Origin of the sequence: Tumebacillus amylolyticus, from assembly GCF_016722965.1 — a bacterium.
Classification (GTDB): Bacteria; Bacillota; Bacilli; order Tumebacillales; family Tumebacillaceae; genus Tumebacillus; species Tumebacillus amylolyticus.
Window position 1 is genome coordinate 1 of sequence record NZ_JAEQNB010000019.1, and the last position, 3,930, is coordinate 3,930.

A 3,930-nucleotide genomic window follows, 5' to 3' on the forward strand; every position below is an offset into this window, starting at 1 on the left:
ATTAACAGTCGGGCGCTCTACCAACTGAGCTATCGAGGAATAATACATGGTGGAGAATAGCGGATTCGAACCGCTGACCCCCTGCTTGCAAGGCAGGTGCTCTACCAACTGAGCTAATCCCCCGTAAAACTGGTGAGCCATGAAGGACTTGAACCTTCGACACCCTGATTAAAAGTCAGGTGCTCTACCAACTGAGCTAATGGCTCGCAATGGCTGGGGAGGAAGGGATCGAACCTTCGCATGACGGAGTCAAAGTCCGTTGCCTTACCGCTTGGCGACTCCCCAACGAGTGCTGTTGTTGTAAAAATCATGGGGCGATCGAGGGGAATCGAACCCCCGAATGCCAGAGCCACAATCTGGTGCGTTAACCACTTCGCCACGACCGCCATGATTGGCAGGGGCAGCAGGACTTGAACCCACGACATTCGGTTTTGGAGACCGACGTTCTACCAACTGAACTATGCCCCTGCGAAGTTTAAGGTGAAAAATGGTGGAGAGAGAAGGATTCGAACCTTCGAAGCTTACGCAACGGATTTACAGTCCGCCCCATTTGGCCACTTTGGTACCTCTCCATATGAAATTGGTAGCGGCGGAGGGATTCGAACCCCCGACCCTCCGGGTATGAACCGAATGCTCTAGCCAGCTGAGCTACACCGCCACAATAGAAGGTAATGGCGGAGAGAAAGGGATTCGAACCCTTGAGACGGTTTCCCGCCTACACGATTTCCAATCGTGCTCCTTCGACCAAGCTCGGACATCTCTCCATGATAAGAAGGTGTTTCGTGTGTTTCGTAATCTCGCTCACCGTATCTCTCGGCGACAAGATGTATCTTATCATGATACCCCATCGCCTTCAATATGGACTATGCACCATTTCCGGTTCTATTTTGGTGTATAACGAAATCAGCTCTCATATACTAATAATATGTCTTCATATCACCTGAATGTGGTTTAACGCATATAAAAAGAGGCAATCACATGCTGATTGCCTCTTAGTTCCCGTACTTCACTCTCAATGCCAGCACTTTACGATGGTACACAACAGCACAAGTCGTATTCCCCATTTTAGAATACACCGCGATAAGCCCACTATACACATGTTCCAATTCAGGATGTTCCACTCCAAAGACCTTTTCTTCGATGTTCATCGTATCCAATAACATCTCCAAGGATTTACTAAGATCACCCATATAAAAGTATGCAATCCCAATGTTGAGAAGATTCGCCGCAACTTTAGGATGCCAATGTCCATACGACTTTTCGTTGATTTCAAGCGCCTGTTGATAATAATTAATTGCCTTGTGAAGTTCCTTTTTGGCTTCCATGATTAATCCATGATTGTTTAGAACACTGGCCAATTCAGGGTTATCAGGTTCCAATCCTTCCTTGTACACAGCCAATGCTCGGTTAAAACAATGCAAGGCCTGATCATATTCGCCTTTTCGATACAACAGATACCCCAGATTGTTTACATCCCGTCCTACTTTCACATGAGATGGACCAAACAGTTCCTCTCCGATCTCTATCGCTCTCAAAAGATAAAATTCCCCTTGTGCAAAGTCCTTGTTATCCGCATACAAAAGCCCTAAGTTGGAGCAAACCGTTATAAAATGTGGGTTTTTTTCTCCAAAATATTTTTGTGTATATCGGTAGGCATGAAGAAAGTACTCTTCCGCTTTTTTTCGATCTCCTTTTTTCTGCAAGAGTTCAGCAAAATTGTTGAACCCCATCCACACGACAGGGTCGTCAATATCTACTTCTACACTCGCTGGGTTCGGACCTAGTATGTGGAGAAAACAACGCTCCGCCTCTTCGTAAAGCCCTTGTTTGAGATACACACCTGCAAGATTGTTGTAGATTGTAGACAATTCAATGTCCTGCTCCCCAAACAAAGCCTTCCAAATTTGCAAAGCTCTCAAGTACCATCTTTCGGCCTCCGAAAACTTTCCTTGTTCATGCATGAGTGAACCAATATGATTCGCCGCCAAACTCACCGGCTCACTACACTCACCATACACTTCTACCCTCATTTCATAACCCTTCATTAGCTCCTCTTCGGCCTGCCGATACAAACCCAGTTCACGATAGAGTATCCCGGCTTGGTCAGCCAAGTCCCCCACTCGATCCAGATCGACTTTCAGTTGTCGTGCATGTCCCGTTACGGAGTCGACGTGGGACAAAAGGGACTGAATTCCCTTCCATGAGACAGATTCTGCCTTATCGAATTGAAACACTGCTTCCATCAAACGATACGCGTATTTGACCCAGTATAACTTTTCTCCACACGTCTGCATTTCTCGGATCACCAACTGAGTCAGCCTGTGAATGGAGAAAGCACCGCTTGACTTATCATACCGAATTAGGGAATAACGGCGCAGCACGGTCCGAAACTTATCGAGTTGCAGCGAGTTCCCCAATAACTGCGTCAAGGGCTCCGGAAGTGCCGCCCTTCCGTTCACCAACATCTCAAGTTGAATTTCGTCTGGTGCCAGATAAGAACAAAGCTCCATAATGTCTTTGGCGATGGGCATTTTCTCTTGAATCCTTTTCAACGAGAGCTCCAACGTGGTCGCAACCGTTTTTTGATTCGAGTTGAATTCCTCATTCGTAAAAACCTCGATTTTATAGGCCCGAAAACGTTCCATGTACTCACGAATTGTAATTTCAGCCGCTTCTATATAGGCCCCCGCTTGCTCCACAGCCAATGGCAAGTTCCCCAATAACCTGACCAATTCCAACGCTTCATCGTACAAACTCCCACCTTGTTTTTCCATGAGGTTTGCCCGACGCAAGAGTAACTCTACAGAACTCGCGTCCTCCATAAAATCCAACTCTACAGATTTCCCTCGCCAAATGGGATTTTGTGAGGTAACCAAAATATGCCCTCCCCCCTGCTGTGGAAGATACCCTTGAAGTTGGGTGAGATCTTCTGCATTATCAAGGATCAAGAGCCAGTCTGATCTCGTTTCTAACGCTTGCTTCAGGGTATCCAGCATATTCTGCTCATCTTGAAAGTGCAATCCGAGTTTTTCTGCCAGTCTGCGAAACCCGTTATGTAGAGATGCTGAGTCTTCCGCCTGAATCCAAGCAAAAAGTCCGTAAGAAGCTCGTTCACGCGCTCGATACGCATATTCTAAAGCAATTTGTGTCTTCCCAATCCCCCCAAGCCCAGTCAAAACTCTAATAACAGGACTGTTCTTCGAACTATCGAACTCCTCTCGAAACAATCCCTCGACCACCTCATCCCGACCAACAAACAGCTCATTGCGATCATACTGCATACTCCACACCACCGATTGTTTCTCAGGGAGCAAAGTTGGCGATATGTGAGCCAACTCCCTAACTAGAACGTCCATCGCTTGATACTCAGAAATCGAGAAAGACGTAAGATCAATATGTACCAAGGTTTTCAGAAGCCCCTGGGGATCACACTTCCCGATTTTCACCGGAACAATCAACCCTTTTTCTCCCTGTGGGTCGTCGGCAAAAAAAGCAGCCCATTCCGGCTGCGTATAAACGGAGTCCAAAAAACACTGAGACAAAACAAGCAAAACCCGTTCTGCCTCTTGAACGGCCTTATGCATTTGAAGGACAAAATTGCCGCCTGCTTTAAAATCCTGTTTTTGCATAATCGTCGAATAGCCCTGTTTCTTCAGTGCCCGATTGATTACAAGCGCCCATTGTTCATCTTGGCGGTTGTAGCTGATCATAAAATCTACCGACACTTCTCATCACCTCAATCCACTTGATATACAAATAAAGACTCGATCCTTTCGGGATCGAGTCTTTTCACTTGCCTCGCGACATCCTACTCTCCCGGGACCCTGCGGTCCAAGTACCATCGGCGCTGGAAAGCTTAACTTCTGTGTTCGGGATGGGAACAGGTGTGACCTTTCCGCCATCATCACGAGAACATGAAACTGGATGAAG

The 3,930-nt window shown here is 46.7% G+C and carries 1 protein-coding gene, 8 tRNA genes and 1 rRNA gene; all 10 read right to left on the reverse strand.

Annotated elements, in window-relative coordinates; genetic code table 11:
• Positions 1 to 47: 47 nt before the first annotated feature.
• The 10 genes from JJB07_RS23440 to rrf all read right to left on the reverse strand — a co-directional run bounded on the left by JJB07_RS23440 (position 48) and on the right by rrf (position 3,912).
• Positions 48 to 123 (reverse strand) — tRNA-Ala (locus JJB07_RS23440).
• A gap of 7 nt (positions 124 to 130) precedes the next feature.
• A tRNA-Lys gene (locus JJB07_RS23445) sits at positions 131 to 206 on the reverse strand.
• 4 nt (positions 207 to 210) lie between these two features.
• Positions 211 to 285: transfer RNA gene (locus tag JJB07_RS23450), tRNA-Gln, on the reverse strand.
• A 25-nt stretch (positions 286 to 310) separates the two neighbouring features.
• Positions 311 to 386 (reverse strand) — tRNA-His (locus JJB07_RS23455).
• A 6-nt stretch (positions 387 to 392) separates the two neighbouring features.
• Positions 393 to 468: transfer RNA gene (locus JJB07_RS23460), tRNA-Trp, on the reverse strand.
• Positions 469 to 488: 20 nt separating this feature from the next.
• A tRNA-Tyr gene (locus JJB07_RS23465) sits at positions 489 to 572 on the reverse strand.
• 9 nt (positions 573 to 581) lie between these two features.
• Positions 582 to 658 (reverse strand) — tRNA-Met (locus JJB07_RS23470).
• Positions 659 to 672: 14 nt separating this feature from the next.
• Positions 673 to 764 (reverse strand) — tRNA-Ser (locus JJB07_RS23475).
• A 228-nt stretch (positions 765 to 992) separates the two neighbouring features.
• Entirely contained in the window at positions 993 to 3,710 is a 2,718-nt protein-coding gene (locus JJB07_RS23480; protein ID WP_201638489.1) for a tetratricopeptide repeat protein, read from the reverse strand.
• Between the two features lie 85 nt (positions 3,711 to 3,795).
• Positions 3,796 to 3,912: ribosomal RNA gene (gene rrf, locus JJB07_RS23485) — 5S ribosomal RNA — on the reverse strand.
• Positions 3,913 to 3,930: the final 18 nt, after the last annotated feature.

What these genes read in the sequence shown, in the direction of transcription:
- JJB07_RS23480 (WP_201638489.1), bottom strand. Translation starts at nt 3,710, where the DNA reads ATGATCAGCTACAACCGCCAAGATGAACAATGGGCGCTTGTAATCAAT.